Annotated in this window: 21 protein-coding genes and 1 riboswitch; of the genes, 12 read left to right on the top strand and 9 right to left on the bottom strand. The window is 74.2% G+C overall.

Annotated features, from left to right (window positions below):
* The first annotated feature begins 145 nt into the window (after window positions 1-145).
* From ACIQI7_RS30150 to purB, 4 genes are all read left to right on the top strand, one after another.
* Complete coding sequence (locus tag ACIQI7_RS30150) at window positions 146-901, top strand: HipA family kinase (protein ID WP_401116058.1); 756 nt, start codon at window positions 146-148, stop codon at window positions 899-901.
* On the top strand, window positions 898-1,314 hold the full coding sequence (locus tag ACIQI7_RS30145) for a DUF3037 domain-containing protein (RefSeq protein WP_401116056.1): 417 nt from the start codon (window positions 898-900) through the stop codon (window positions 1,312-1,314). Before ACIQI7_RS30150 ends, ACIQI7_RS30145 begins: the two co-directional genes overlap by 4 nt.
* Before the next feature lie 84 nt (window positions 1,315-1,398).
* Window positions 1,399-1,854 carry a MarR family winged helix-turn-helix transcriptional regulator gene (locus ACIQI7_RS30140; protein ID WP_401116053.1) on the top strand — a complete coding sequence of 152 codons (456 nt, stop codon included), beginning with the start codon at window positions 1,399-1,401 and terminating at the stop codon, window positions 1,852-1,854.
* Between the two features lie 63 nt (window positions 1,855-1,917).
* A complete protein-coding gene (gene purB / locus ACIQI7_RS30135; protein WP_401116050.1) occupies window positions 1,918-3,357 on the top strand; it encodes an adenylosuccinate lyase in 1,440 nt (479 codons plus the stop codon).
* 25 nt (window positions 3,358-3,382) lie between these two features.
* Here the strand turns inward: purB and ACIQI7_RS30130 are convergent, their stop codons facing one another.
* Entirely contained in the window at window positions 3,383-4,924 is a 1,542-nt protein-coding gene (locus tag ACIQI7_RS30130; RefSeq protein WP_401116047.1) for an MFS transporter, read from the bottom strand.
* A gap of 354 nt (window positions 4,925-5,278) precedes the next feature.
* Window positions 5,279-5,416: riboswitch (cyclic di-AMP (ydaO/yuaA leader) on the top strand.
* Between the two features lie 2 nt (window positions 5,417-5,418).
* Between ACIQI7_RS30130 and ACIQI7_RS30125 the strand changes: the two genes are divergently transcribed.
* Together ACIQI7_RS30125 and ACIQI7_RS30120 are read left to right on the top strand one after the other, a co-directional pair.
* Window positions 5,419-6,417, top strand: a complete 999-nt coding sequence (locus tag ACIQI7_RS30125) for a peptidoglycan DD-metalloendopeptidase family protein (RefSeq protein WP_401116045.1) — start codon at window positions 5,419-5,421, stop codon at window positions 6,415-6,417.
* Window positions 6,418-6,895: 478 nt separating this feature from the next.
* Window positions 6,896-8,446 carry an APC family permease gene (locus ACIQI7_RS30120; protein WP_401116043.1) on the top strand — a complete coding sequence of 517 codons (1,551 nt, stop codon included), beginning with the start codon at window positions 6,896-6,898 and terminating at the stop codon, window positions 8,444-8,446.
* 19 nt (window positions 8,447-8,465) lie between these two features.
* Here ACIQI7_RS30120 and ACIQI7_RS30115 read toward each other — a convergent pair whose 3' ends face one another.
* The 4 genes from ACIQI7_RS30115 to ACIQI7_RS30100 form a co-directional block, all read right to left on the bottom strand.
* A complete protein-coding gene (locus ACIQI7_RS30115; protein WP_401116040.1) occupies window positions 8,466-9,185 on the bottom strand; it encodes a DUF2470 domain-containing protein in 720 nt (239 codons plus the stop codon).
* Window positions 9,186-9,349: 164 nt separating this feature from the next.
* A complete protein-coding gene (locus tag ACIQI7_RS30110; protein ID WP_401116037.1) occupies window positions 9,350-9,778 on the bottom strand; it encodes a RidA family protein in 429 nt (142 codons plus the stop codon).
* Window positions 9,779-9,802: 24 nt separating this feature from the next.
* On the bottom strand, window positions 9,803-10,552 hold the full coding sequence (locus tag ACIQI7_RS30105; protein ID WP_401116035.1) for an IclR family transcriptional regulator: 750 nt from the start codon (window positions 10,550-10,552) through the stop codon (window positions 9,803-9,805).
* Between the two features lie 31 nt (window positions 10,553-10,583).
* Window positions 10,584-11,687 carry a sugar kinase gene (locus tag ACIQI7_RS30100; protein ID WP_401116033.1) on the bottom strand — a complete coding sequence of 368 codons (1,104 nt, stop codon included), beginning with the start codon at window positions 11,685-11,687 and terminating at the stop codon, window positions 10,584-10,586.
* A gap of 222 nt (window positions 11,688-11,909) precedes the next feature.
* Here ACIQI7_RS30100 and ACIQI7_RS30095 point away from each other — a divergent pair, with 222 nt between their 5' ends.
* The 5 genes from ACIQI7_RS30095 to ACIQI7_RS30075 all read left to right on the top strand — a co-directional run bounded on the left by ACIQI7_RS30095 (window position 11,910) and on the right by ACIQI7_RS30075 (window position 18,616).
* Entirely contained in the window at window positions 11,910-13,211 is a 1,302-nt protein-coding gene (locus ACIQI7_RS30095) for an alanine racemase (protein WP_401116031.1), read from the top strand.
* Window positions 13,211-14,848, top strand: coding sequence for an amidohydrolase family protein (locus ACIQI7_RS30090; RefSeq protein ID WP_401116028.1), 1,638 nt, complete (start codon window positions 13,211-13,213; stop codon window positions 14,846-14,848). The genes ACIQI7_RS30095 and ACIQI7_RS30090 overlap by 1 nt, the downstream gene beginning before the upstream one ends.
* Entirely contained in the window at window positions 14,845-15,579 is a 735-nt protein-coding gene (locus tag ACIQI7_RS30085) for a bifunctional 4-hydroxy-2-oxoglutarate aldolase/2-dehydro-3-deoxy-phosphogluconate aldolase (protein ID WP_401116025.1), read from the top strand. The genes ACIQI7_RS30090 and ACIQI7_RS30085 overlap by 4 nt, the downstream gene beginning before the upstream one ends.
* 167 nt (window positions 15,580-15,746) lie before the next feature.
* Window positions 15,747-17,396, top strand: a complete 1,650-nt coding sequence (locus ACIQI7_RS30080; protein ID WP_401116022.1) for an alpha-amylase family glycosyl hydrolase — start codon at window positions 15,747-15,749, stop codon at window positions 17,394-17,396.
* Between the two features lie 167 nt (window positions 17,397-17,563).
* Window positions 17,564-18,616, top strand: coding sequence for a hypothetical protein (locus ACIQI7_RS30075; RefSeq protein ID WP_387760083.1), 1,053 nt, complete (start codon window positions 17,564-17,566; stop codon window positions 18,614-18,616).
* Between the two features lie 129 nt (window positions 18,617-18,745).
* On the opposite strand, the gene ACIQI7_RS30070 is transcribed toward ACIQI7_RS30075, so the two are convergent.
* Together ACIQI7_RS30070 and ACIQI7_RS30065 are read right to left on the bottom strand one after the other, a co-directional pair.
* Window positions 18,746-19,996: a CaiB/BaiF CoA transferase family protein gene (locus tag ACIQI7_RS30070; RefSeq protein WP_401116017.1), complete on the bottom strand. Its 1,251-nt coding sequence runs from the start codon at window positions 19,994-19,996 to the stop codon at window positions 18,746-18,748.
* A gap of 47 nt (window positions 19,997-20,043) precedes the next feature.
* Window positions 20,044-21,600 (bottom strand): APC family permease, encoded by a 1,557-nt coding sequence (locus ACIQI7_RS30065; RefSeq protein WP_401116014.1) that lies wholly within the window; start codon window positions 21,598-21,600, stop codon window positions 20,044-20,046.
* Window positions 21,601-21,889: 289 nt separating this feature from the next.
* Between ACIQI7_RS30065 and ACIQI7_RS30060 the strand changes: the two genes are divergently transcribed.
* Window positions 21,890-22,642 carry a FadR/GntR family transcriptional regulator gene (locus ACIQI7_RS30060; RefSeq protein ID WP_401116011.1) on the top strand — a complete coding sequence of 251 codons (753 nt, stop codon included), beginning with the start codon at window positions 21,890-21,892 and terminating at the stop codon, window positions 22,640-22,642.
* 393 nt (window positions 22,643-23,035) lie between these two features.
* Here the strand turns inward: ACIQI7_RS30060 and ACIQI7_RS30055 are convergent, their stop codons facing one another.
* The gene (locus tag ACIQI7_RS30055; RefSeq protein WP_401116008.1) at window positions 23,036-23,770 is read right to left on the bottom strand and encodes a (2Fe-2S)-binding protein; all 735 of its coding nucleotides are present in this window, start codon (window positions 23,768-23,770) and stop codon (window positions 23,036-23,038) included.
* Between the two features lie 172 nt (window positions 23,771-23,942).
* Complete coding sequence (locus tag ACIQI7_RS30050; RefSeq protein WP_401116005.1) at window positions 23,943-24,524, bottom strand: hypothetical protein; 582 nt, start codon at window positions 24,522-24,524, stop codon at window positions 23,943-23,945.
* Window positions 24,525-24,627 lie beyond the last annotated feature (103 nt).

Below are 24,627 nucleotides of genomic sequence, written 5' to 3'. Positions count from 1 at the left end.
GACTGGCGTTGTCACCGGGACGGGGGGGCGGAGGTGTGGCGGATGTGAGTGCGGAGGTGGGGAGGAGGTGGAGGAGCCGGGGGTCGTGCCGGGTGGTGGTGGAGGAAGGAGAGGAAGCGGCGGGGACACCGATAAGCTGTCGGCCGTGCTACCCGAGGTGACGGCGATCCGGTACGTGACGCCACTGCGAGAAGGCGGCTCGATGCCGGGCCTGGTCGAGGCCGACGATCGGCGGCTGTACGCGCTGAAATGGGTCGGTGCGGCGCAGGGCCGCAAGGCACTGGTCGCGGAGGTGCTGGCCGGGGAGCTCGGCCGGCGGCTCGGGCTGCCGGTGCCAGAGCTGGTGACGATCGACCTGGACCCGGTGCTCGCGCGCAGCGAGCCGGACCACCAGGTCCAGGACCAGATGCGGGCCAGCGGCGGGACCAACCTGGGGATGGCCTTCGTCAGCGGCGCGCTCAACTTCGACCCGCTCTGCTTCGAGGTGGACCCGGAGCTCGCCGGGCAGGTGCTCTGGTTCGACGCGCTGATCGGCAACGTCGACCGTTCCTGGCGCAATCCGAACCTGCTGGTGGCGACCGGCGGGCTGCGGCTGATCGACCACGGCGCGAGCCTGATCTTCCACCACAACTGGTCGGGTGCCGCCTCCTGGATCCGCCGTCCGTACGACGCCTCCGACCACGCGCTGCTGGGGGCCCGGCCGGACCTGGCGGCGGCCGACAAGGCGCTCGCGCCGCTCGCCGAGGCGGCGATCGAGGGCGCGGTGGCGCAGATCCCCGAGGTCTGGCTGGCGGACGAGTTCGGCTTCGACTCGCCCGACGAGGTGCGCGCCGCGTACCGCGCCCAGCTGACCGAGCGACTGGCCGGTCCGCGGGACTGGCTGCCGGAGGTGTCCGCATGACCGGGTCCGTGTCGTCCGCGCTGCCGGCCACCGTCGAGCTGCACGACTACGAGTACGCCGTGATCCGCGCGGTGCCGAGGGTCGAGCGCGGCGAGTGCGTCAACGTCGGGGTGCTGCTGTACTGCCGGCAGAGTTCGCACCTCGCCGCCCGTACCCACCTGGACCAGGCCCGGCTGTTGGCGCTGGACCCGGTGGCGGACGTGCAGGGCGTGCGGCGGGCGCTGCACGGGATCGAGGCGGTCTGCCACGGCGGGCCGCAGGCCGGTCCGGCGGCGGGGGACAGCCCCGGGCAGCGGTTCCGCTGGCTGACCGCGCCGCGCAGCGCGATCGTCCAGCCGGGGCCGGTGCACACCGGGCTGACCGCGGACCCGGACACGGAGCTGCGGCGGCTGTTCGACCAACTGGTGCTCTGACTCCGGGCGGCCGCGGAACGGCTCGCCGACGGTTGCCGTGGTCAAATCTTGAGTTGCTGAAGCACCTGGTCGTACCCTGGCCCCATGGGTTCGACAGCGACGACGACCGTACCGACCAACGCCGAGTTGATGGAGGCGTTGGCCGCCGTCGGTGCCGCGTACTTCCAGGACTTCGCGGCGGCCGCGGCCCGGCACGGGCTCTCCTCCTCGCAGGCCAAGGCGCTGGGCGCGGTGCAGGAGCCGGTGCCGATGCGGGCGCTGGCCGGGCGGCTGGGCTGCGACGCGTCGAACGTCACCGGGATCGTGGACCGGCTGGAGACGCTGGGCCTGGCCAACCGGGAGGCCGCGGCCGGTGACCGCCGGGTGAAGATCGTGGTGATCACGGCCGAGGGCCGGGAGATCCTGAACCTGATCCGCGGCGAGATGGCCAGGACCCACCAGGCCTTCGAGGCGATGACCGACGAGCAGCGGATCGCCCTGCACTCGATCTGCGCCCAGGTGCTGCCGGTGCTGGCCGGCCGTATGGGCGGCGCGCAGTAGCGCCAGGGCTCTACGGGCGTAGCGTCCTGGCGGCTGCGAGGGGCGTGACCTCGGCTGTTAGGCTTGCGAAGCGTGAGCGCGAAGCCCCAGATCCCCAATGTCCTGGCCTCCCGGTACGCCTCGGCGACCCTGGCCCAGCTGTGGTCCCCCGAGCACAAGGTGGTCCTTGAGCGCCACCTGTGGCTCGCCGTCCTGAAGGCCCAGCAGGACCTCGGCGTCGAGGTGCCGGCGAACGCCGTCGCCGACTACGAGCGGGTGATCGACCAGGTCGACCTCGGCTCGATCGCCGCCCGTGAGCGGGTCACCCGCCACGACGTGAAGGCCCGCATCGAGGAGTTCAGCGACCTCGCCGGGCACGAGCAGATCCACAAGGGCATGACCTCCCGGGACCTGACCGAGAACGTCGAGCAGCTCCAGATCCGCCAGTCGCTGGAGCACGTGCGCGACCGTACGGTGGCCGTGCTGGTGCGCCTGGCCAAGCTGGCCGCCCAGCACTCCGAGCTGGTCATGGCCGGTCGCTCGCACAACGTGGCCGCGCAGGCCACCACCCTGGGCAAGCGGTTCGCGTCGATCGCCGACGAGCTGCTGGTCGCCTTCCGCCGGCTGGAGGAGCTGATCGCCCGCTACCCGCTGCGCGGGATCAAGGGCCCGGTCGGCACCGCCCAGGACATGCTGGACCTGCTCGGCGGCGACACCGGGAAGCTGGCCGAGCTGGAGCGCCGGGTCGCCGGGCACCTCGGCTTCGACCACGTGCTGACCAGCGTCGGCCAGGTCTACCCGCGCTCGCTGGACTTCGAGGTGCTCACCGCCCTCGTCCAGCTGGCCGCCGCGCCGTCCAGCCTGGCCAAGACCATCCGGCTGATGGCCGGCCACGAGCTGGTCACGGAGGGCTTCAAGGAGGGCCAGGTCGGCTCCTCCGCGATGCCCCACAAGATGAACACCCGCTCCTGCGAGCGCGTCAACGGCCTGGCCGTCATCCTGCGCGGCTACGCCTCGATGACCGGCGAGCTGGCCGGCGACCAGTGGAACGAGGGCGACGTCTCCTGCTCGGTGGTGCGCCGGGTCGCGCTGCCGGACGCCTTCTTCGCCTTCGACGGCCTGCTGGAGACCTTCCTGACCGTCCTCGACGAGTTCGGCGCCTTCCCCGCCGTGGTCGAGGCCGAGCTGGACCGCTACCTGCCGTTCCTCGCCACCACCAAGGTGCTGATGGGCGCGGTGCGCGCGGGCGTCGGCCGGGAGACCGGGCACGAGGTCATCAAGGAGCACGCCGTCGCCTCCGCGCTGGCGATGCGCGCGGGCGCCCGGGAGAACGAGCTGCTGGACCGGCTGGCCGCCGACGAGCGGATCCCGCTGGACCGCGCCGCGCTGGACGCGCTGCTGGCCGACCGGCTGTCCTTCACCGGCGCGGCCGGCGCCCAGGTCGCCGAGGTGGTGCGCCAGGTGGAGGCCGTCGCGGCCGCCTACCCGGAGGCCGCCAAGTACGCGCCGGGCGACATCCTCTGAGCGGGCGGCACCTCCTGACGTAGCGTCAGCTCTCCCGTGAGGGCCCCGCCGCCGGACCGGTGGCGGGGTTCTCGCGCGTCGTGGGGACGTGGCCCGGGTCGAACGGCGGAGTGGTGGTCCCGCACGGCCAGTCGCAGTTCGGCTCGGCCACCGGCTGCTCCTCGGGGGCCAGCACGTTGCCCCGTACGGTCGCGAAGGCGATCAGCCCGCCGGCGGCCAGCAGGCCCGCGCAGATCAGCATCGCGGTGTGGAAGGCGGAGTCGACCGAGGCGGGCACCCGGTAGGCGTCGCCGCTCAGCCCGGCCAGCGCCGGCAGGGCGGCCACCGCGAGCAGGCCGGCCGCGCGGGCGGCGGCGTTGTTGACCCCGCTGGCGATGCCCGCGTGCCGGACCTCGACGGCCGCCAGCACGGTCGCCGTGAGCGGCGCGACCAGCAGCGTCATCCCGCAGCCCATCACCGTGACGGCGGGCAGCACGTCCACCCAGTACGAGGAGTCCGGCCCGGTGCGCAGCATCAGCAGCACCCCGGCGGCGCACAGCATCGGGCCGACGGTCAGCGGGATGCGCGGGCCGATCCGCTTGCCCAGGCGGCCGGCCCGGGCGGACAGCGCCAGCATCAGGACGGTGATCGGCACCAGGGCGAAGCCCGAGACCAGCGGCGAGAACCCGGACACGATCTGGAGCTGCACCACCAGCAGGAAGAAGACGCCGCTGAACGCCGCGTACACGCACAGGGTGACCAGGTTCACCGCGGTGAACAGCCGGGAGGAGAACAGCCCGAGCGGCAGCATCGGGTCGGGCGCGCGGCGCTCGACGGCCACGAAGACGACGCCGAGCACCAGCCCGACCGCCCCGCTGATCCAGACCGCGGGGGACAGGCCCTCGCCGGCCGCGGTCAGCGCGTAGGTGATCGCGCCGAGGGCGAGTGCGGCGAGCACGGCGCCGAGCACGTCGAAGCGCCCGGCGGCGCCCTCGTCCCGGCTCTCCGGCACCGAGCGGGTGGTGACCGCGATCACGGCGGCGGCGAGCGGCAGGTTGAGCAGGAAGATCCAGCGCCAGCCGGGGCCGTCCACCAGCCAGCCGCCGAGGAAGGGGCCGACCGCGGCCGACACCCCGCCGAGCCCTGACCAGAGGCCGACCGCCGCGGAGCGGTCGTCAGGGTGGAAGACCGCCTGGAGCATGGCGAGCGAGCCGGGGGTGAGCAGCGCGCCGCCGATGCCCTGGACGGCGCGGGCGGCGATCAGCACGTGGATGTTCGGCGCGGCGGCGCAGGCCGCGGAGGCGATGGCGAACCAGACCACGCCGATCAGGAAGACCTTGCGCCGCCCGTACCGGTCGCCGAGCGCGCCGCCGAGCAGGATCAGGCCCGCCAGGGTGAGCAGATAGGCGTTCAGCGTCCACTGCAGGGACGCCAGGGAGGCGCCGAGGTCGGCGCCGATGCGGGGCAGGGCGACGTTCACCACGGTGCCGTCGAGCATCGCCATGCTGGAGCCGAGCACCGTCGCCAGTAGTACCCAGCGTCCCTGCGCGGTGCCCAGGCGCAGGGTGCCGGCCTCGGAGGTGGCCACGGGCGAATCCTGCGCTGCTGAGGCGCACGTGACAAGGGTCACCGGTGGGTGTGTTGGGTTTGGGCGGTGGGTGAGCGGGCGGGTGCGCAGTGTCGCCGATCTCGGCGCAGGGTCGTGGATCAGTGGCAGGGGGTGAATGGATTGTGTACGCACCGTACGGCCGGGCCTGCGGAGGGTCACCGGGGCAGGGGGGATCGTTGCGGTTTCAAGAGATCGACATTGCTTCACCCGAACGGATGGGTTTTAGTTCAGCGACCGCCCGGCCAGTCCGGACGGATCCACCGGGTGGAACGCCGAGTCCTGCCGCCGCCCGGTGGTTCGAAACGAACTCTGTACGGCAGGAGCGGGGGACCCACAGGTAAGTCGCCGGACCGGAGTTCGCGCCTCAGGGCGCGGGCGTCCAGGACCGGCTAGGGGTGAAGCCGCGCATGCGGCCGGGCAACTCCAGCCCGAACCCGACAGCTCACCTCGCAGGCGTCGGAGAGGAAACTTCCATGCCTGCTCAGGCTCGTCGTATCGCCCTGCCCCGCGCCGCCCGCATCGGCATCGCCACCGCCGTCACCGGCGTGTCGTTCGTCCTCCCGCTCGTCACCGCGGTGAGCGCCCAGGCGCACACCGCTCCGGCCGCCCCGGCCGCCGCCTCCACCGAGGCCAAGCCGGCCGCGCAGGCCGCCGCCCCCGCCGCCGCTCCGGCCGCCCGGGCCGCCGCCCCGGCCGCACAGGAGAGCTACCGCGTCGTCAGCGGCGACACCCTGTCCAAGATCGCCGACGCCAAGAACGTCGACGGCGGCTGGCACGCCCTGTACGAGCAGAACCGCTCGGTCGTCGGTGCCAACCCGAACCTGATCTTCCCGGGCCAGCAGCTCGCGCTGCCGGGTCACGCCGCCGCGCCGTCCGCCGACGCCGCTCCGGCGAAGCCCGCCGCCCCGGCCAAGCCGGCCGCTCCGGCGACCCAGGCCGCCAAGCCGCAGGCCCAGGTCCAGGTGAAGACCGAGGCCGCCAAGCCGTCCGCGCAGCTCCAGACCCAGGTACAGGTCGCCGCTCCGGCCGCGACCGTGACCGCCACTCCGGTCGCCGCCGCCACCTCCGGCTACGTCGCCCCGCTGGCCAACCCGAAGCTGGGCACCGCCTACGGCGTGGCCGGCTCGATGTGGGCCTCCGGCCACCACACCGGCCAGGACTTCGTCGCCGCCACCGGCACCCCGCTGCGCGCCGTCGCCAACGGTGTCGTGGTCAAGGCCGGCAACGGCGGTGCCTACGGCAACGAGGTCGAGATCAAGCTCGCCGACGGCCACTACGCCGAGTACGCGCACCTCTCCTCGATCGGTGTGAAGATCGGTCAGACCGTCACCGTCGGCCAGCAGATCGGCCTCTCCGGCGCCACCGGCAACGTGACCGGCCCGCACCTGCACTTCGAGATCCGCAACGGCTCGGAGTACGGCTCGGACATCAACCCGGTCACCTACCTGCGCGCGCACGGCGTCGCGCTCTGACCAGGGGGCGCTGAGCCTCCAGGGTTTCAGGAACCACCGCTGCTGCGGGGCGAATCGATCCTCCGGGATGGTCATGTCGGGTGACCGCTCGACCGGGTGATCGCCGCACAGTGGACATGGGCGCGGGACACGCCCAGGCCGGCCCGGCCGCACGAGGGGACCTCCTCGTGCGGCCGGGCCGGCCGCTGTCGTTTCCGCGGCCGGGACCGTCGTCCGGGGCTGGGCCCGCCTTCCGCGGCCGGGCCCGCTTTCCGCGGCCGCTGTCGTTTCCGGGCTCGGGTCCGTTTTCCGGGCTCGGGTCCGCTTTCCGGGCCGTCCGGCTCCGCCGTGCCGTTCGATCGGTCGAACGCGGCGTCAACTCCGCTGTGCCGCAGGCTGGTCGCCGTCACCGCGGGCGTCCCCGGCGCGCCATGCTGGCGACGGTCAGCGCCCCGGCCGGTCCGGTCGGTCGGGCGGGTCCGGGAGGCGAGGAGGCCGGATGGCGGTCCGGAGCGGGGACGTGACGGGGGAGACGGTCGGGCGGGAGCGGCCCGGGGCGGGCCGGGTCGACCGTCTGAAGGCGGACTCGGTCGGCCTGGTCGGCGTGGTGTTCATGGCACTCGCGACCGCCGCCCCGATCACCGCGATGACCGGCAACCTGCCGATCATCGTCGGACAGGGCAACGGAGTCGGCGCGCCCGCCGCGTACGTCGTGGCGACGGTGGTGCTGACGGTGTTCTCGGTCGGGTACGTGGCGATGGCCCGGCACATCACCGCGGCCGGCGCGTTCTACGGCTACGTCTCGCACGGGCTGGGCCGGGTGGTCGGGATGGCCTCGGGGCTGCTCGCGGTGCTCGCGTACGTCGTCACCGAGGCCTCGGCGCTCGGCTTCTTCGCGTACTCGCTGCGTGGGCTGGTCCGTTCGCAGCTGGGGGTGGAGCTGGGCTGGGGCTGGTACGCGCTGTTCGGGGCGGCGGCGATCGGGGTGACGGCCTGGTTCGACCTGCATCTGACGGCCAGGGTGCTCGGGGTCGCGCTGGTGCTGGAGATCGGGGTGCTGGGGGCGGTCTCGTTCGCGGTGCTGTTCTCCGGCGGCGGCCCGGACGGGATCGTGCTCGGGGCCGTGAACCCGCTGAACGCGCTGAAGGGAGTGGGGAGTTCGGGCCCGGCGGCGGCCGGGCTCGGCCTGTTCTTCGCGTTCTGGTCCTGGGTGGGGTTCGAGTCCACCGCGATGTACGGCGAGGAGTCCCGCGATCCGAAGCGGGTGGTGCCGCGGGCGACGCTGGTGTCGGTGATCGGGGTCGGACTGCTCTACGTCTTCGTGTCCTGGATGATCGTGTCCGGCAACGGGGTCGAGCAGGCGATCGCGGTGGCGAGCGGCGGGGTGCCGGGCAAGGACGGCAACAGCCTGTTCTTCGACCCGCTCGGCGCGCACCTGGGGGCCTGGGCGGTGAAGGTGTTCCAATGGCTGGTCGTCACCGGCTCGTTCGCCTGCGCGATGGCCTTCCACCAGTGCGCGGCCCGGTACCTGTACGCGATCGGGCGGGAGGGCCTGCTGCCCCCGGCGCTCGGCCGCACCCATCCGCGGCACGGCTCGCCGCACGTCGCCTCGGTGGCGCAGTCGGTGATCGCGGTGGGGCTGGTGGCGGGGTTCCTGGTGGCCGGGATGGACCCGTACGCGCACCTGTACACCCTGCTGGCGCTGCTCGGGACGATGGCGATCCTGGTCGTGCAGACGCTCTGCTCCTTCGCCGTGGTCGGGTACTTCCACGTACGGGGGCGGCACCCGGAGACGGCGCACTGGTTCCGGACGCTGGTCGCGCCGCTGGTGGGCGGGGTGGCGATGGCCGGGGTGGTGGTGCTGCTGGTGCTCAACAAGGACACTGCGGCCGGGTCGGCGGCGCACACGCTGGTGTTCCGGCTGATCCCGTACCTGGTGATCGGGGTGTTCGCGGGCGGGGTGGGGTTGGCGCTCGCGGTGCGCCGGTGGCGGCCGCGGCTGTACGCGCGGATCGGACGGGTGGTGCTGGAGGACGCGGTCGAGCGGTGACGGCCCCGTCGACCGGCGCTCAGCCGCGGTGCACCGGCAGACCGTACTGGGCGGCGGCCAGCAGCTCGTGCATCCGGTGGCCGAAGTCGTCGGCGTCACGGGCGGGTTCGGGGAAGACCAGTCGGACGTCGCGGTGGCCGTGCGGGTGGTCCAGGCGCAGCACCAGGCCGTAGCGGTCCAGGGCGAGCGGGCGGACCTCCGGGTGCCGGGCGAGCACGGCCGGGTCGAGCAGCCGGGTGAGGACGTCGAGCGCCTCGGCGTGGTCGTCGGCGAAGTGGGTGAGCAGCGCGGCCTCGTGGCGGGCCAGTGGGTCCGGGGCGGCGAGGGCGAGGTCGGCGGCGGTGATCGCGCCGGTGCCGTACGGGGTGGCGAGGACGGCGTGGGCGACGTCCACTCGCAGGTGCACGCTGAGGCCGTCGTCGGCGAGGTGGGCCAGGTGCAGCCGGCCGGCCAGGGTGAGGCGGGCGCGGACCCGGTCGCGGACGGCGACGGGGGCGACGTCGGTGACGTCGAGGACGACGGCGAGGCCGTCGGTGGCGCCGGCGGCGGCCGCGGTGAGCGGGTCGTCCAGGGCGGTGCGCAGCCGCAGCCGGGAGCCGTGCACGGAGACCGGGGTGTCCAGGTGGTGGTGCTCGCCCAGGGCGCGGACGGTGAGCGAGGAGGTCGTGCCGAGCAGGCTGTGGATCCGTTCGGCGGTGGTGGGCTCGGGGACCTCGGGGTCGCCGGTGGGCAGGCTCATGGACGGACCTCCAGTTGGTTAGGTGAGCCTAACCTAATATCCGGAGGGGGGAGTGGCAAGCAGGCGTCCGGGGCGGGGGGCGGACGCGCCGAAGGGCCCGGACGCGCGGGCGGCGTCCGGGCCCTTCGGCGGAGTACGTTCGGGCTTTTCGGCGGAGTAGCGGGTCAGCCGATGACGGCCTGGGCGTCGATCTCGACCAGCATCGGCTCCTGCGGCAGCTCGACGAAGACGGTGGTGCGGCACGGCTTCACACCGCCGGGCCCGACGTTCTCGTCGATGAACTCGGCGTAGACCTCGTTCATCAGCGGGAAGTCCGCGCGCTTGGTGAGGTAGACGCGGAACATCACCACGTCCTCGATGGTGGCGCCGCCGGCCTCGACGATGGCCTTGACGTTCTCCAGGGTCCGGCGGGTCTGCGCCTTCACGTCGCCGTGGTGCAGGTATTCGCCGGTGGCCGGGTCCTGCGGGCCCTGGCCGGAGACCTGGAGGATCGGGCCCTTGCGGACGCCCTGGGAGAACATCCAGGCGGGGGCGGGGGCGCCGTCGGTGCGGATCTCGGTCTTCTCGCCGGTCCGGGAGTGCTCGGAGGTCATGGGCTTCCTTAGATTGACGGTATGTCAGTTGTGGTCGGGGCGGCCGCAGTCGGCCGAGATCGCGCGCGTGGTGGCGAGCAGTGGGGGGAGCAGCTCCAGCACCTGCTCGTACGGCAGGACCACGTCCGGGACGGAGATCGAGGCGGCGGCGACCACCCGGCCGCTGGCGTCCCGGACGGGCGCGGCCACGCAGTTGATGAAGGCCTCGTGCTCGGCGTGGTCCTGCGCCCAGCCCTGGGCGGCGACCCTCTCCAGCTCGGCGAGCAGGGCCTCGGGGGTGGTCAGGGTGCGCTCGGTGTGGGGGGTGAAGTCGATCCCGGCCACCACCCGGCGCCGCTCGGGCAGCGGCAGGTCCGCCAGCAGCACCTTGGAGACGGCGGCACTGTGCAGGGCGGCGCGCAGGCCGATCCGGGAGTACATCCGCACCGGGTGGCGGGAGTCGAACTTGTCGATGTAGACCACCTCGCCGCCCTCGTACGCGGCCAGGTGCACGGTCTGGCCGGTGGCGGCGTTCAGTTCGGCCAGGTGCGGCGCGGCGATCCGGCGTACGCCGCGCTGCTCCAGGGCCAGGCCGGAGAGTGCGAAGAGGCCGGCGCCCAGGTGGTAGCGGTAGGTCGCGTCGCGATAGACGAATCGTTCCTCTTCGAGGCTCTGGAGCAGTCGGAGCACGGTCGTCTTGTGGACGCCGACCACCTCGGCGAGCTGGTCGAGGGAGCGCTCGCCCTCACCGAGTTCGGCGAGGATGCGCAGGGCGCGCGTGACGGTCTGGCTCATCGTGCTCCGCTTCGAGGGCTGGGGTTACCGCTCATTGTGCCCGGGCCCGGTCGGCGGGCGTCGCGCGGCCGGTGGGCCGGGCCGGGCCGGTGATGCCCTCCGCGGTGACCCGGGTGGCGGCCCAGGCGGCGGGGGAGGCGTCGAGCAGCGCGGCGACCACGGCGGCGTCCGGCAGCTCGGCCTGGTCGCCGTGGGCGGTCAGCGCGCAGGCGGCGCTCAGGTGGCCGAGCCGCAGCCGGCGGCGCTGGTCCAGGCCCCGGACGGTGCCGGCCAGGTAGCCGGCCGCGAAGGCGTCGCCCGCGCCGGTGGCCTCGACCACCTCGACCGCGAGGGCCGGCTCGGTGACCGCCGTACCGTCCCGCTCCAGGGCGGTCGCCTGCCGTGCGGCGTCCTTGACCACGACGGTGGCCGGGGCGGGGAAGCGGCGGCGCAGGGCGGCCGGATCGCCGGTGCCGAAGGCGGCCTCGGCCTCGTCGGCGCCGAGCAGCAGCAGGTCGGCGGCGTCCAGCAGGGGCGGCAGCACGGCCGGGTCGCGGTCGCGCCAGAGCGAGGGGCGCCAGTTGAGGTCGAAGCTGACCAGGCGGCCCGGGCGGCGGTCGGCCAGCAGGGCGCGCAGCAGGGCCAGGCAGCCGTCGGAGAGCGCGGCGGTGATGCCGGACAGGTGCAGCAGCCGGGCGCTGGCCAGCAGCGCGGCGGCGGCCGGGTCGGCGAGCAGGGCGGGGGAGAGCGCGGCGGCCGCGGAGCCGCGCCGGTGGTAGTGCAGCCGGCTGCGGCCCGGTCCGAGGTCGTGGCGGTGGCCGGTGGTGCCGCCGACCTCCTTCAGGTAGACGCCGGTCGGGCGGTGCGGGTCGACCGCGACCGCCGAGACGTCCACGCCGCGGGCGGCGACCTCGGTGAGCAGCCTCCGACCGAAGCCGTCGTCGCCGACCCGGCTGATCCAGGCGGTCGGCACGCCGTGCGCGGCCAGTGCGCCCGCCACGTTGGACTCGGCGCCGCCGACCGAGAGCCGGAAGTTCTCCACCGACTCCAGCGGCCCCGGGCGGTCCGGCAGCAGGACGGCCATCGACTCGCCCACGCACACGGCCGTCGGGGGAGGACCGGGGCGGGTCGGGCCCTGGGTGTCCTGTCGCGGCATGTGCGGGGCTCCTCGTCTGCGGCCGTTCCGTCGAGAGCGGGCCCACCGGGTCGACTCCGTGGTGCGGAGCGCCGCGTTGTCCGTGGGCGCCGCACGCGAGCCGACCCCGTTGACCGGGAGTCAGGTCCGTTGACCGTGATCCGGCGCCGATGCTAGAACCGTGCTGCCAGCATGTGCAACCCTCGTTGCACATGTTGCAACCTGTGCGGATGGAGGAAGACGGTGCAGCAGACCTTCGCAAGCAGTGCCACCGGGCCGGGCATCGCCCGAGGTGCGGTGGCCGCCCTGGCCGACGAGCCGCTCGACTGGCGGTTCAAGGCCGCCCCGCCGCAGTCGTGGGGCCGCGCCACCCGGGAGTGGCTCGCCACCGGCCCCACCCTCTCCTCGCTCGGCACCCCGTTGCTCACCCTCGACGCCGCCGCCCTCGACCACAACGTCCGCACCATGGCCGACTGGTGCGCCAAGGCGGGCGTCGCGCTCGCCCCGCACGGCAAGACCACCATGGCGCCCGCCCTCTGGCAGGCGCAGCTCGACGCCGGCAGCCACGGCATCACCCTCGCCAACCTGCCCCAGGTGCGGATCGCCCGGGCCTTCGGGGTCCAGCGCGTCCTGCTCGCCAACACCCTGCTCGAACCGGCCGGACTGGCCTGGCTCGCCGACGAACTCTCCGCCGACCCGGACTTCGCGTTCGTCTCCTGGGTCGACGACGTCGAGAGCGTGCGGCTGATGGACGAGGCGCTGCGCGCCGCCGGGGCCGAGCGGCCGGTCGAGGTGCTGGTCGAACTCGGCGGCCCCGGCGGGCGGACCGGCACCCGCGGGGTGGACACGGCCGTCGAGGTCGCCGCCGCCGTGCTGCGCGCACCCACCCTGCGCCTGGCGGGCGTCGGCGGGTACGAGGGCGCGCTCGCCCACGACGCCTCGGCCGAGGCGCTGGCCGCCGTCCGCGGCTACCTGCGGGAGCTCGGCGACCTGCACGGCCGGCTGGCGAGCGCCTACCCGGACGGCGCCCCGCCGGTGGTCTCGGCCGGCGGCAGCGCCTACTTCGACCTGGTGGTCGAGGAGTTGGCGAACCTGCCGGAGGCGTTCGTGGTGCTGCGCTCGGGTGCGTACATCGCCCACGACGACGGCTTCTACCGGGGCATCTCGCCGCTCGCCCGGGACGGCGGGCAGGCGCCGTTCCGTAGCGCGCTGCACGGCTGGGCCCGGGTGGTCTCCCGGCCCGAGCCGCAGCTCGCGCTGCTGGACGCCGGCAAGCGCGACCTGCCCTTCGACGAGGGCCTGCCAGAGCCGCAACGGGTACGGGGCGGCGCGGAGTTGACGGGTACGGCGGCCCGGATCACCGCGCTCAACGACCAGCACGCCTTCCTGCGCGACGCGGGCGACCTCGCGCCGATCGGCGCGGTGCTGCGGCTGGGCGTCTCGCACCCGTGCACGGCCTTCGACAAGTGGACGGCGATCCCGGTGCTGGACTCCGCGGACGCGGCCGAACCGCAGGTCACCGGTCTGGTCAGGACGTTCTTCTGATGCCCGGGGAGAGAGCGGCAGCCGGGCACGGCGGGGACGCGACGGTCTTCCGGGGCGCCACCGTCGTGGACGGCACCGGCGCGGAGCGCTACCGGGCGGACGTCCGGATCGCCGACGGCCTGATCGCCGAGATCGGCGAGGGCCTCGACGCGCCCGCGACGGTGGACGCCGACGGACTGGTCCTGGCCCCCGGCTTCATCGACATGCACGCCCACTCCGACCTCGCCCTGCTGCTCGAACCCGAGCACCCGGCCAAGGTCACCCAGGGCGTCACCTGCGAGGTCCTCGGCCAGGACGGCCTCTCCTACGCCCCGGTGGACGACGCCACGCTGCCCGCGCTGCGCCGCCAACTCGCGGGCTGGAACGGCGATCCGGACGGGTTCGACTGGGACTGGCGGGACGTCGCCGGCTACCTGGACCGGATCGACCGCACCGGTGTCGCCGTCAACGCCTGCTACCTCGTCCCGCACGGCACGCTGCGGATGCTCGCCATGGGCTGGGCCAACCGTCCGCCCACCCCCGGCGAGCTGGACCGGATGCGGCAGGCGCTGGCGAAGAGCCTGCTGGACGGCGCGGTCGGCATGTCCAGCGGCCTCAGCTACACCCCCGGGACGTACGCGGACACCGCCGAGCTGGTCGAGCTGTGCACCGTCGTCGCGGCCTACGGCGGCTTCCACGCTCCGCACCAACGCTCGTACGGACAAGGGGCGTTGGAGGGCTACGCGGAGATGGTGGAGATCGCCCGGCGGAGCGGCTGCGCGCTGCACCTGACCCACGCCACGATGAACTTCGGGGTCAACCGGGGCCGGGCCGGCGAGCTGCTGGAACTCCTCGACCGGGCGCTCGCCGACGGCGTCGACCTCACCCTGGACAGCTACCCCTACCTGCCCGGCTCCACCACCCTGGCCGCCCTGCTGCCGAGTTGGGCCACCGAGGGCGGACCCGCCGCGACGCTGGCACGGCTCGTCGACCCCGCGCAGTGCGCGAGGATCCGGTACGAGGTGGAGGAGAAGGGCAGCGACGGCTGCCACGGCGTGGTCACCGACTGGGCGACGATCCAGATCTCCGGGGTCCGCTCGGCCTCGCTCGCCGGCACCGTCGGCCGTACCGTCGCCGAACTGGCCGCCGAGGAACGGCGGACCGGCACCGAGGTGTTCCTGGACCTGCTGCGCCGGGACGAGCTGGGCACCACGATCCTCCAGCACGTCGGGCACGAGGAGAACGTCCGGGCGATCATGCGCCACCGGGCGCACACCGTCGGCAGCGACGGGCTGCTGGTCGGCGCCCGGCCGCACCCGCGTGCCTGGGGCACCTTCCCGCGCTACCTCGGCCACTACAGCCGGGAGTTGGGCGTGCTGACGCTGGAGGAGACGATCGCCCGGATGACCGGCCGCCCCGCCGCCCGGCTGGGACTGGACCGGCGCGGCCTGATCGCCCCCGGCCACCACGCCGACCTGGTGCTCCTCGACCCCGGGAGGGTCCGGGACGCCGCCACCTTCGAACACCCCCGGCTGCCCGCCGAGGGCATCGAGTACGTGTACGTCAACGGCACCGCCGTCGTCCGGCAGGGTCGCACCACCGGCGCCCGGCCCGGGCGCGCCCTGCGTCGCACCGACCGAGGAACCCTGGCCATATGACCGAGCTCTCCGCCCCGAACGACCTGCCCTCCCCTGCCGATCTCCCTGCCCCTGCCGACCTGCCCGCCCCTGCGGACCTTCCCGCGCCTGCCGACCTTCCCGCGCCGGCGGATCTCGCCGTCCTGCGTGACGAACAGGTGATCGCGGTGGTCCGCGCACCCCGGATCCCGGACGCCGCCGCGCTCTGTGCGGCCCTCGCCGAGGGCGGCATCACCCTGACCGAATTCACCTACACCACGCCGGATGTGACGAGCCATCTGCTGAGGGCCTCGCAGGCGGGCTGGCGGGTCGGCGTGGGGACGGTGCTGACCGCCGAGCAGGCCCGGCGGGGGGTCGCGGCGGGGGCGTCCTTCCTGGTCACCCCCGGCTGCCGGGCGGAGGTCGCCGAGGCGGCGGCCGTCGCCGGGGTGCCGGTGGTGCTCGGGGCGCTCACCCCGACCGAGGTGGCGCACGCGGTGGACCTCGGCGCCGCCGCCGTCAAGATCTTCCCGGCCCGGGCGTTCGGCCCCGGCTACTTCAAGGACCTGCGGGGCCCGTACCCCGGTGTGCCACTGGTGGCCTCCGGCGGGGTGAACGCGGGCAACGCCGCCGAATTCCTGGCGCACGGCGCGCTCGCGGTCTGCGCGGGGACGGACGTGGTGCCGCCGGACGTGGTCGCGGCGGGGGACTGGGCGGAGATCACCCGGCGGGCCCGGGCGTTCACGGCGGCCTGCGCGGGGGCGGGCGCATAGGCGGTGGCCCGCCGGCGGGTGCGTTGCGGCGCTGGGGCCTCGTACGGGTTGCGTCGCGGCGGTGCGGGCCGCGTGAAGGAGGCGTCGGCGGGGCGAGGCGGGCTGTCGGGACGGCCGGGATTGGACGAGAATCGGGGGCACCCGGACCCCGGCAGGAGGAACCGCCCATGACCTCGACCCGCCCCGGCCCCGACTGGCTCGCCGACGCCGTGCTGTACCAGATCTACCCGCAGAGCTTCGCCGACTCCAACGGCGACGGCATCGGCGACTTCGCCGGCATCACCGAACACCTGGACCACCTCGCCTGGCTCGGCATCGACACCGTCTGGCTCAACCCCTGCTTCGCCTCCCCGTTCCGCGACGCCGGGTACGACGTCTCCGACTACCTCACGCCCGCCCCGCGCTACGGCAGCACCGAGGACCTGGTGGCCCTGGTCGAGGCCGCCCGCCGCAGGGGCGTCCGGGTCCTGCTGGACCTGGTGGCCGGGCACACCTCCGACCGCCACCCCTGGTTCCTGGCCTCCGCCGAGGACCCGTCCGACCACCGGTACATCTGGGCCGACCGCCCGGTGGACGGCTTCGTCGCCTCGCCCGGAAGCCGCCCCGGCTGGTACCGGCCGAACTTCTTCGACTGCCAGCCGGCGCTCAACTTCGGCTACGCCCGGACCAGTTCGGAGGAGCCCTGGCGGCAGGCGGTGGACGCGGACGGCCCCCGAGCCAATCGGGCGGAGCTGCGCGCGATCATGGCGCACTGGCTCGGCCTCGGGGTGTCCGGCTTCCGGGTGGACATGGCGTACTCGCTGGTCAAGGACGACCCGGGCAAGGTGGAGACCGCCAAGCTCTGGACCGAGGTGCGCGACTGGCTGGACCGCGACCACCCCGACGCCGCCCTGCTCGCCGAGTGGGGCGACCCGGCCGCCGCCGTCGCGGCCGGCTTCCACGCCGACTTCTTCCTGCACTTCGGCGGCGAGGACCACGGCCTGCCGCTGCGCTCCCTCTGGAACAACAACGGCGGGACGGTCGAGGAGTTCTGGTGCCAGGACTCCTGCTACTTCGACGCCGGCGGCCGGGGCACCGCGCAGCCCTTCCTGGACGCCTGGCGCTCCGCCGCCGAACTCGCCGAGGGCAGCGGGCACATCGTGCTGCCCACCTCCAACCACGACTTCTCCCGCCTGGCCGCCGGCCCGCGCACCGCCGAGCAACTCGCCCCCGCCTTCGCCCTCCTGCTCACCTGGCCCACCCTCCCGGCGGTCTACTACGGCGACGAGATCGGCATGCGCTACCTGCCCGGCCTGCCCGACACCGAGGGCAGCGTGCTCGGCCCGCGCTTCAACCGGGCCGGCTCGCGCACCCCGATGCAGTGGACGCCGGGGCCCACCGCCGGCTTCTCCAGCGCGCCGCCCGAGCGGCTGTACCTGCCGGTCGACCCGGACCCGCACCGCCCGGACGTGCTCTCCCAGCGGGCCGACCCGACCTCACTGCTGCACACCGTCCGGCGGCTGATCGCGCTGCGCCGGGCGCATCCGGGACTGGGCGCGGGCGGCGGGGTGGAGGTCCGGCACGCCGGATACCCGCTGGTGTACACCCGGGCCGGGCGGTACCTGGTGGCGGTCAACCCGCGCCGCGAGCCGGCGTCCGTACCGCTGGCGTCCGAATCGCTGGCGTCCGTACCGCTCGCGTCCGTGCCGTCGGCGGGCCTGCCGGAGGGCGCCCGGCGGGTGCCGGGCGTGCGGCCGCTGGAGGTGCAGGGCGTCCGGGTGGTGGACGGGGAGCTGCGGGCGGACGGGTTCTCGTACGGGGTGTTCGAGCTGGACTGACGGGCGATCCGGTCGAAGCCGGGCCCCGGTCGGTGGGGCCCGGCTTCCGCTCGATGCCGGATGGTTGTAAGCTACATCGAGTTGGTTGCATTTACCATCCTGATTGGTTGTATTTGCCACCTTCATCACCAGACTGAGAGACGCCACCGGAGGACGGTACGAACCCCATGAGCACACCCCGGAACCCCGCCGCAGCGCCCACCCTGGGGCACTCGCTCAAACACCTCGCCGTCCACCTGATCACCCCGCTGCTGATGTGCCTCGGCATGGCGCTCGCCTACCAGGGCGCCTTCCACCAGCCCGAGCCGCACCACCTCAAGGTGGCCGTGGTCGGCACCACGCCGCAGGCGCAGGGCCTGGCCCAGGCGATCCAGGGCAAGGCCGGGGACGCGCTCGACGTCCGCACGGTGGACGACCGGGCGGCCGCCGAGCAGCAGCTGCGCGACCGGGACCTGGTGGGCGCCTTCGTCCCGGACGCCAGGAGCCCCGAGCTGATCGTCGCCAAGGGGAACTCGGACACCTCGGTGGTGGCCGCCACGGCCGTGTTCACCAACGTCACCGACCAGCAGGGCGTGCCGCTGCACGTCACCGACCTGACCACCCCGGCGAAGGGCGACCCGACTGGACAGGGCCTGTTCTTCCTGCTGGTCGCGCTGAGCATCGGCTCCTACGCCAGCGTCGCGGTGATCGGCGCGGCCGGCGCGGGGCTGGCCATGAGGGTCCGGGCGCTGGTCGGAGTGGCGGTCTCGCTGGTGGTCAGCGTGATCGGGATCGTCACCGCCGGGCCGGTCTTCCACGTCGTCGACCACGACTACGCCGCGATCTGGGCGCTCGGCTGGCTCTACTCGGCGGGCATCGTGCTGATCGGCATCGGCCTGCACAGCTTCCTGAAGAAGTGGACCACGCTGGCCCTGATGGTGCTGTTCGTGATGCTGAACTTCACCTCCTCCGGCGGCATCTACCGGCCCGAGCTGCAGAACGGGTTCTTCGGCGGCCTGCACGGCTTCTGGACGGGCGCCGGGTTCATGGAGGGCGCGCGCAGCGTCATGTACTTCGACGGTGGTGCGGGCCTCGGCGGGCACGTCGTGACCCTGCTGGTCTGGCTGCTGCTCGGCGGGGCCGCCCTGGTGGCCGCCGCGGTGTACGAGGGCCGCGGGCGCCGTCCGGTGGAGACGCCGGAGGAGGCCGAGGAGGAGATGGAGGAGGCGGTCGCGGTCTGACCGCGTCCCTCGGAAGGGCTCCACCCGGCGCCACGGGCATCGGCACCGGGTGTGGAACGGCGGCCCGCGGCCGGCTCTGGACAAGCCGGACGCGGGCCGCGGCGCGTGCCGGGGCGGACCTGGCGGCGCTCAGGGTTCTTGTCGCGGCCCCTTGTCGTGCAGGTTCTGATCGCGCGCGGTCCTGTCGAACGCGGGCCTGTCGCACGTGGGTCGGTCGCACGTGGGCCGGTCGGTCGGGGTGTCCAGCCAGGCGGTCAGTTCGGCGGTGTGCTCGCCGAGCCGGGGCGGCGGCAGCTGGTAGCGGGGCGGGGTGCGGGAGAGGCCGATCGGGTTGGCGACCAGGTCCAGTGGGCGGCCCTCGGGGCCCGGCAGCGGCGCCCGGGGGTGCAGGCCGAGCGAGTCGGCGAGGCTGAAGGCCTCCGCCAGGTCGTTGACCGGGCCGCAGGGCACCCCGAGCGGCGTGAGCACCGCGAACCACTCGGCGGCGGTGCGGAGTTCGAGCCGGGCGGTGAGCTCGCGGGCCAGTACGGCCACGTGGGCGACCCGGTCGGAGTTGGTGGCGAAGCGCGGGTCGGTGGCCAGTTCGGGAGCGCCGACGCCCCGGCAGAGCGCCCCGAACTGCCGGTCGTTGCCGACCGCGACGACCAGCGGACGGTCGGCGGCGGTGAACACCTCGTACGGGGCGACGGACGGGTGGCGGTTGCCGAGGATGCCCGGCACGGCGCCGGCCAGGGTGTAGCCGGCGGACTGGTTGACCAGGCCGGAGAGCAGGGTGGAGAGCAGGTTCAGCTCCACCAGCTGGCCCCGGCCGGTGCTCTCGCGCTCGCGCAGTGCGGCCAGTACGCCGACCGCCGCGTGCAGCCCGGTCAGCACGTCCACCAGCGCGACGCCGGTCTTCACCGGCTCGCCCGGGCTCGGGCCGGTCACCGACATCAGTCCGCCGACGGCCTGCACTAGCAGGTCGTAGCCGGGCAGTCCGGCCCCCTCGCCGGAGCCGAAGCCGGTGATCGAGCAGTAGACCAGCCTCGGGTTGAGGGCCTGGGCGCGGTCCGGGCCGAGGCCGTGGCGGGCCATCGTGCCGGGTCGGAAGTTCTCCACCAGCACGTCGGCGCGGCGGATGAGTTCGACGGCGCGGGCCTGGTCGGCCGGGTCGCGCAGGTCGAGGGCGAGGGAGCGCTTGTTGCGGTTGACGGAGAGGAAGTAGGTGGCCTCGCCCTGGGCGTGCGGCGGGCCCCAGGCGCGGGTGTCGTCGCCGGTGCCGGGCTGCTCGACCTTGATGACGTCGGCGCCGAGGTCGGCCAGCAGCATGGTGAGGTAGGGCGCGGCCAGGACCCGGCCGAAGTCGGCGACCAGGACGCCGTCCAGCGGGAGGCCGGTCATGCCCGCTCCCCGGTCAAGTCCGCTCGCTGGCCGGGCCCGCTCCCTGGTCATGCCCGCTCCCTGGTCGGGCCGGTCGGGTCGGTCGGGTCGGTCGGGGCCGTCAGGGCCGCCGTCGTTCCGGCCGCGGTCGTGGCGTCGCCCGAGGGGGCGTCGCCACGCAGGTGCGGGCGGGCCAGCAGGAGGTAGAGGCCGCCGGCCGCGAGCACCACCACCGCCGAGAGCAGCACCAGGTAGTTGTCGTACCAGGCGGCGTCCGGGGTCCGGCCCCAGCAGATGTTGACGATCGCGGCGACGCCGTAGACCAGCGCCCCGGTGTTCACCGCCAGGCCCCAGCGGCCGAGCCGGAAGTCCCCGCTCGGGCGCCAGCCGCGCAGCCGGGCCCGCAGGGCGGCCAGCACCACCATCTGGAAGGCCAGGTAGATACCGATGCTGGAGAAGGAGATGATCTTCGTGAGGGCGCCCTCGGAGAGCGCCGAGGCGCCGACGATGATCACACCGGGCAGTGCCGCGGCGAGCAGCAGCGCGTACGGCGGCACCCGCAGCCGGTCCGAGACGGTGGCCAGCAGGCGGCTGCCCGCGATCATCCGGTCCCGGGCGAAGGAGTACGTGAGCCGGCTGGCCGCCGCCTGGAGGCTCAGCACGCAGGAGAGGAACGAGATCAGCACCACGGCGATCACCACCCGGGCGCCGGTCGCGCCGAAGGCGTCGTGCAGCACCGTGGCCACCGGGTCCGGGTCGTCGCCGGAGACCACCGCGCCGATGTCCCGGATGGACATCACCAGGGCCAGGCTGACGCCGATCGCCGCCGCACCGCCGACGTAGATGGTGCGCCGCATCGACTTGGGGATCTGTCGACCCGGGTCGGGCACCTCCTCGGCGACGTCGCCGCAGGCCTCGAAGCCGAAGAACAGGAACACCGCGATCAGCCCGGCGGCCAGGAAGGCGTCGGTGTAGTCGCCGTCGCCGCCCGCGCCGAAGCGGTCGAGGACCACGCCGAGCCCGTGGTAGCGGTGCGTCAGCAGCAGCCAGGCGCCGACCGCCAGGGCGCCGACCAGCTCGGCGGCGAAGCCGAACACGGCCGCCGCCGACAGCACCCGGGTGCCGCCGAGGTTGATCACGGTGGCGAGAGCCAGCAGGCCGAGCGCGCACCAGACGGTCGTCGCGGTGCTCGGCTCGACTCCCAGCAGGGCGGCCACGTACGGGCCGGCGCCGTAGGAGACCGCCGCGATGGTGGACATCAGCGCCAGCAGGTAGACCCAGCCGGTCAGCCAGCCCCAGGTGCGGCCCCAGAGCCGGCGCGCCCAGGGGTACACCCCGCCGGCCACCGGGAACTGGGCGACCACCTCGCTGAACACCAGGGCCACCAGCAGTTGGCCGAGGCCCGCGATCACGAAGCTCCAGAGCATCGGCGGCCCGGCGGTCCGGAGCGAGGAGGCGAAGAGTGTGTACACGCCGACGACGGGGGACAGATAGGTGAAGCCGAGCGAGAAGTTCGCCCAGAGGCTCATGTCGCGTTTGAACTCGGAGGTGTAGCCGAGGGCGGCGAGCCGTTCGGCGTCCGGGTCGGGGGAGTGGACGGTGGCACGTGCACGGGCATCGGTCATGACCAGCTCCTGGGAACGTGTCGTGATGCGTGGGAGCGCTACGGGGTGGTGCTCGGGCGAAGGCTGCGGAAAACATAGGAGATCGAGTTTCTAGCGGCAAGAGTGCGCGCTCGACCGGGGGTACCCTGCGGGAAACATCCGGGTGGCCGGTGATCGGGCGACGGTGACGGTGATCCGGCGCGCCGGCGACGGCGAACTGGCGTGCCGGCGCAGGCGACCCGGCGAGTTCGACCCGGCGAGTTCGATCCGGCGAGTTCGATCCGGCGATGGCGATCGAGGAGAGGTGCGCGTGACGACCATCGGCAGTGCGACACCGCTGCTCAGCGCCGTCCTCGCGCCGCTCGCCGACCTCGGGCGCGCCGACGCGGTGGCCCGCCGGATCACCCAGGCGATCGCCCTCGGGCTGGTCGCCGACGGGGACCAACTGCCCAGCGAGAACGACCTGGCCGATCAGCTCGGCGTCGCCAACGGCACCGTCCGCGAGGCCCTCGCGCTGCTCCGCGAGGCCGGTCTGATCGAGACCCGGCGCGGCCGCAACGGCGGCAGCTTCGTCCGCACCCCCGCCGGGGGTTCCGAACACCTCCAGCTCGCCCGGCTGCGCGACCTCGCCACCGTGGACCTGCGCGACCTCGGTGACGAGGAGCTGGCCGTCTTCGGCACCGCCGCCCGGCTCGCCGCCGAACGCGCCCCGGCCGACCTCGGCCCCAGGCTCACCCGGCTGGTACACGACCTGCGCGACGCCGCCGGCCCTGCCGAGCAGCGCCGCGCCGACGCGCGCTTCCACATCGAACTCGCCGTCGCCGCTCAGTCGGTGCGGCTCACCCGGCTCGCCGTCCGGCTCCAGGCAGAACTCGGCCCGCTGCTCTGGCTGCCCGCGCCGTACGGGCCGGACCAGTCGTGCCTCGCCGAGCAGCACCGGGAGATCCTGGTCGCCGTGCTGGCCGGAGACGCGGCCGGTGCCCGGACCGCCGCCGAGGCGCACACGGTGGCCTGCGTGCACCATCTCGTCCGGCGGCACCTGGAGTTGGCGGACGACGGCTGACCCGGGGCCGTACCGAAGTCCCGTCCCCGTCCTGTGTCGCGCCGTCCCGCCCCGGCCCCTCCCGGCCCCTCCCGGCCTGGAACACTCCCGCGCCGCCGGATCCGTCGGTGCGCCCGCCGCGGTCGACGCGCCGCTCGCCGAACTGGACGGCCTCCGGGCGGCCGCTGGCGGTTGCTGGACCGGGCGGCCGCTGACGGGCGACGGCCTGCCGCCGGCGGAACTCGCCGTGGTGCACGGAGCGGTGGAGCGAACTGCCGGTGCGGCCCGGCTCGCGCTGGTTCGGCTGAGGGGCGGCGGTCGCGGTGCCCGGCGCGCTCGCCGTCGCCGACCCGCACGTGGCGTGGTGGTACCGCGGCGGATGGCGTACCGATATGACCTTCGTTTGTGAAGGTATTAGTCCGTCCGCTTCCCGCGGCCGGGCGGCGTGCTGAAGCAGCAGTCCCCGCAGAGTCCGGCCCCCGGGCCCACCCGGTAGTAGAGGCAGCAGCTGGTCCGCCGGAACGCCGTGCCGCGCGGCCCGGTGCGCAGGGTGCCCGATCCGGCCAGCGGTGGACGGGCCAGCAGCTCCGCGACCAAGGTCCGGGCGGCACCCGGCGCATGGGCGTCCAGCACCCGCAGCGTTCCGGCCAGTGCGGAAGCGGCGTTGCCGAGCAACAGGCGCGGCGAGAGCGGGGCGGCGGCCCGGACGGCAGCCGCCAGCGGCTCCAACTGGCCCACCAGGACGGACTGGTGGAGCTGGTCGGCGAGCGGCCCGGCGGCCGGGCGGACGGGTTCCGCCGGGGTCCACAGATCGAGCGGGCCCTGGTCCGGGATCCGGACCCAGGCGTGTTCCAGGGTCGGGACCGTACCCAGCAGGACGGCCGCGCCCAGCCCCACCGACCAGAAGCGGGCCGCCAGCCCCAGATGCAGGATCGAGGCGGCGACCCGGAGTTCGGCGGTGCCGAGCCGCTGCGCCACCACCCGCAGCCGCGCCGCCAGCGGCGCGTCCGGCCCGGTGCCGTACAACTCGGTCAGCGGCCGGAAGCCCTCGGGCGGCCCTCCGGCCGGGGAGGTGTCCAGCGCGAAGTACGGTCCGACGGCGGCGAGTCGGGAGAAGTCGGGCGGTCGCCGGTCCGGTACGGGGTTCAACGGCCGTCCCCTGTTCGGTCGTTGAACCCCGCTGCCGGTGGCGGGACGGTCTGGCGGTCGAGGGACAACGGGGCCTCCGGATCTGCGGGCGCTCGGACGGTGGTGAGCGGCTCCCCGCTCGTCGCCTCGCCCGGTGCCGGAGAGGAGCCGGGCAGGCCCGGTCGGCCGGGCGTCAGCCGCGCACGGAGAAGTCACCACTGGTCGTGCGGATGAACGGTACCGTGCCCTGGCAGTCCGACACCGGCTGGCCGAGCGCGCCCCAGACCCAGCCCATCCGGTCCCCGTGCCGCCCGTTGTCCTCGATCGAGAGCGCGACCTTCTGGCCGACCAGCTCCAAGCCCGGGAACCAGGGCGCCTCGCCCTTGGTGACCACCCCGGTGGCGATCGCCTCCCGGCCGCCGACGGCCAGGCAGCTGATGTCGCCCTCGAAGTCGGCGACCAACCGGCCGTCGGTGTGCACGTGGCGGACGTGGAAGTGGCCCGCGGTGCCGGCCGGATCGGTGTTGGTGGTGGCGCGGGCGTCGACCGAGATCGTCACCGGGTCGCCGTCGAAGCCCTGGAAGGCCGCGGTGAGGACGGTGTTGCCGGTGCCGCGCACGCTCACCGGTCCGAAGCCGCCGGCTGCGGCCGCCTGTTCGGCGGCGGGCGTCGGTGCGGTGCCCGCCGGTTCGGCGACGGCGGCCGGTGCGGTGGTGGCAGCCGTCGCGGCCAGCAGGAGGAGCGAGACTGCGGCGGTGGCAAGGCGGCGGTTCATGGTGGTTCGTGTCTCCTTCGGCGCGGTTGTTCCGACGTCACCGAGCATGCTCCGGCCCGGCCGCGCGGACCTCCCGCTGTGGAGGGGAGTTGAGGGGCGGGCC

It is taken from the genome of Kitasatospora sp. NPDC092039 (genome assembly GCF_044756065.1).
In the GTDB taxonomy this organism is placed as follows: domain Bacteria; phylum Actinomycetota; class Actinomycetes; order Streptomycetales; family Streptomycetaceae; genus Kitasatospora.
This window is presented reverse-complemented; position numbering and strand designations above follow the sequence as displayed.

Excerpts from the sequence above, each read along its gene's own strand:
- ACIQI7_RS30140 (WP_401116053.1), top strand. The coding sequence starts at position 1,399 with ATGGGTTCGACAGCGACGACGACCGTACCGACCAACGCCGAGTTGATG.
- ACIQI7_RS30125 (WP_401116045.1), top strand. The coding sequence starts at position 5,419 with ATGCCTGCTCAGGCTCGTCGTATCGCCCTGCCCCGCGCCGCCCGCATC.
- ACIQI7_RS30110 (WP_401116037.1), bottom strand. The coding sequence starts at position 9,778 with ATGACCTCCGAGCACTCCCGGACCGGCGAGAAGACCGAGATCCGCACC.
- ACIQI7_RS30120 (WP_401116043.1), top strand. The coding sequence starts at position 6,896 with ATGGCGGTCCGGAGCGGGGACGTGACGGGGGAGACGGTCGGGCGGGAG.
- ACIQI7_RS30115 (WP_401116040.1), bottom strand. The coding sequence starts at position 9,185 with ATGAGCCTGCCCACCGGCGACCCCGAGGTCCCCGAGCCCACCACCGCC.
- ACIQI7_RS30065 (WP_401116014.1), bottom strand. The coding sequence starts at position 21,600 with ATGACCGATGCCCGTGCACGTGCCACCGTCCACTCCCCCGACCCGGAC.
- ACIQI7_RS30145 (WP_401116056.1), top strand. The coding sequence starts at position 898 with ATGACCGGGTCCGTGTCGTCCGCGCTGCCGGCCACCGTCGAGCTGCAC.
- ACIQI7_RS30100 (WP_401116033.1), bottom strand. The coding sequence starts at position 11,687 with ATGCCGCGACAGGACACCCAGGGCCCGACCCGCCCCGGTCCTCCCCCG.
- ACIQI7_RS30075 (WP_387760083.1), top strand. The coding sequence starts at position 17,564 with ATGAGCACACCCCGGAACCCCGCCGCAGCGCCCACCCTGGGGCACTCG.
- ACIQI7_RS30105 (WP_401116035.1), bottom strand. The coding sequence starts at position 10,552 with ATGAGCCAGACCGTCACGCGCGCCCTGCGCATCCTCGCCGAACTCGGT.
- ACIQI7_RS30050 (WP_401116005.1), bottom strand. The coding sequence starts at position 24,524 with ATGAACCGCCGCCTTGCCACCGCCGCAGTCTCGCTCCTCCTGCTGGCC.
- ACIQI7_RS30090 (WP_401116028.1), top strand. The coding sequence starts at position 13,211 with ATGCCCGGGGAGAGAGCGGCAGCCGGGCACGGCGGGGACGCGACGGTC.
- ACIQI7_RS30080 (WP_401116022.1), top strand. The coding sequence starts at position 15,747 with ATGACCTCGACCCGCCCCGGCCCCGACTGGCTCGCCGACGCCGTGCTG.
- ACIQI7_RS30085 (WP_401116025.1), top strand. The coding sequence starts at position 14,845 with ATGACCGAGCTCTCCGCCCCGAACGACCTGCCCTCCCCTGCCGATCTC.
- ACIQI7_RS30070 (WP_401116017.1), bottom strand. The coding sequence starts at position 19,996 with ATGACCGGCCTCCCGCTGGACGGCGTCCTGGTCGCCGACTTCGGCCGG.